1 protein-coding gene is annotated in these 2,514 nt (G+C 49.1%); it reads left to right on the forward strand.

Going from position 1 to position 2,514, the window contains the following annotated elements; genetic code table 11:
• Positions 1 to 2,514 (forward strand): hypothetical protein (locus PHH49_08855; protein MDD5489049.1); only part of this gene is annotated, 2,514 nt, incomplete at both ends.

Below are 2,514 nucleotides of genomic sequence, written 5' to 3' on the forward strand. Positions count from 1 at the left end.
ACAACAATTCTTACTCCAACAACTACTATCACTCTACATCCCTGGGGTCATACAATATAGCTACGGAAGGGTATACCGATCCGGGGACATGGCTGTACAACAATTTTGTCACCGGCGCGACATCGACCAAAGGCATGTGGGATACCATCAAGAACTACACCGTACAAAATATCATAAATCCTCTCAAGAGCTATGTGGATTCCTCTTTATTCGACTATGGGAATATCATAAGCTGGACAAGTGATGTCCTAGGCCTAGATACCAGTAATCCGCTAAACTTCGCCTCGTCACTTTACTGGCAGGACGAAAAGGTGCGTTATGGAGATAACGTGGATGTGGTCGGCACTCCATGGGAGATCGCCGTGGCACAAACGGCTACTTCGTCCTTCGGCCTTTCCACTACCAGTCCGTTCCTGGGGTATTCGGTGGCATCGGCGGTATCATCATTCGCTTCCAGCACAAGTCAATTATTAAGAGGGGACTGCGAGGAGTTGCAGGCATGGTGGGGCGATTTCGTAAACTCAAGCGACAGGTATGACAACTGGACCGCGAGCTTTATAGGGAAATCTACAAGCGGCATAAGCCACGCTGTCAGCTACTTCAAGGACACTCTTACCAACGAATGGTTGTTCGCCAGCAACACCGATATATATAAGACGGGTATCACCAGTACTTCCAGCGCTTTACCGAGCCAGATCAGTTCGGGCAATTTCACGGCCACACAATACACGTCGACCGATTACTATAGTCCGTACAATATCAACTACCAGATAGACCTGCCTCAATTCAACTACGCGTCATCATACTCGCCGAGCCTTTCGTACACGGCTACACCCGCGAGTTACGCGTACTCATATGAGCCGACTTTCTCGAGCTCATATACACCGTCTTATAGCGCTTCCGTGCCGACCGTTTACCAGCCGACATATCAGTATACGGCGCCGTCCACCACACAAAGCTTTACATATACTCCGTCGGCACAGATGACTTCATTACCGTCCTTCGATTATTCGCTCCCCTCATCAACCACCAACATGTCATATGAGCCGAATTATACTTTCAGTTTTTCCCCGGACCTCACCACAACCGTGCCTTCGGCCAGCACCACATTCTCTTACGGTGGTCTAAACATGTCCTACACCACGGATTACAGCTACGCATCCAACTTCGACCCGAGGACCTCTTTCAGCGAAAACCTTCTGCCAAGCTCAAGCATGAGTTTCGACATACCGACATATGGCGGCACTTTCAACACGTCTTCCCAGGGGGCGAACATCTCAACGCAAGGCATATCTTTTGACATGGCCGCCGCATCAGCAATGAACTATGGATATTCAACGCCATCCGTAAGCACATTTAACTCTTCTTTCGATTATAATCCCTCGTTCTCGATCGACATGGGATCCGGAGCGGGAAGTGGGTATGATCCGTTCAGTTCCCAATATACATATACGACCGGCATCGACAATAACTACATTGGTATGGACTTCTCGGCAATGAATGTTTCCGGTCTGGGGAGCCAGCAAATGAACACGACTTTCGGGTACGAGTCCTTTAGCGTGAGCCCCGATCTTTTTTCCGGGAACTTGTCAGGGTCCACGGGTTTCTCTTTCATGGACACATACTCTACGGGATCGGCGAATAACGATCTTTCGGGCCTGGGAACATCCTCATTCAATTACGGCACATATGCCGATCTTTCCAGCTCGTTCAATAGCAATATATCCAGCAGTGTCCCCGGCCTGTCGTCGCCCGTCAACATGTCATCTATTGGGTTTGGGGATCCGCTTTCTTCTTCGTTCATGCAAAATTCATATTATAGTTCCTATAACATGGACATGTCGTCCATGCCCGACATGACCTTCCAGAACAATATCAGTACACCCAGTTTCAGCTCGGGCATATCGACATTCCAGACCGAAAATTATTACACCCCAGGCATGACGTCACAAGACCTGGGCACATCCCTGACCACGACCTATGGCAATGTTGAGCAATCGATCGGTTCGTTTGATCTTGATATGGGCCTGGGAAACATGTCGACCACAACGTATGGAACGGCGAGATCGCCTGAACTTTCCATGCCGGACTTGAATACGATGGGATATTCTCCACAAACTACCCAGTTCAGCTATGGGAATGAAAGCGTGAACATGACCGTCCCCACAGGGATTCAGACGACCTATCAGTCCACTGGTATGCCCGGGACCGTGAATATAAGCTATAACGATACAACGACCAACTTTAACACACCAATATCAACGGGGTCGTCTTCCGTGCCCGGCATCAACACGTCGGCAGGCACATACACACCCCAATCTTATAATGATGTCGTTAGCACAAATAACGTGTATTCCTATACCGGTACGGGCGTATACGATCTTTCCAGCAATATCCAGAACAGCGGGGTTGCGAGCACCTATTACAGCCCGGTTACTTCATATGACGTCACCGTCGATCGGGACATAGCTGTGGGACAGCCCGTAACATACGACTTTAACAATTCATTCACAT

The organism is Candidatus Omnitrophota bacterium (genome assembly GCA_028715965.1).
Lineage (GTDB): Bacteria > Omnitrophota > Gorgyraeia > Tantalellales > Tantalellaceae > JAQUQS01.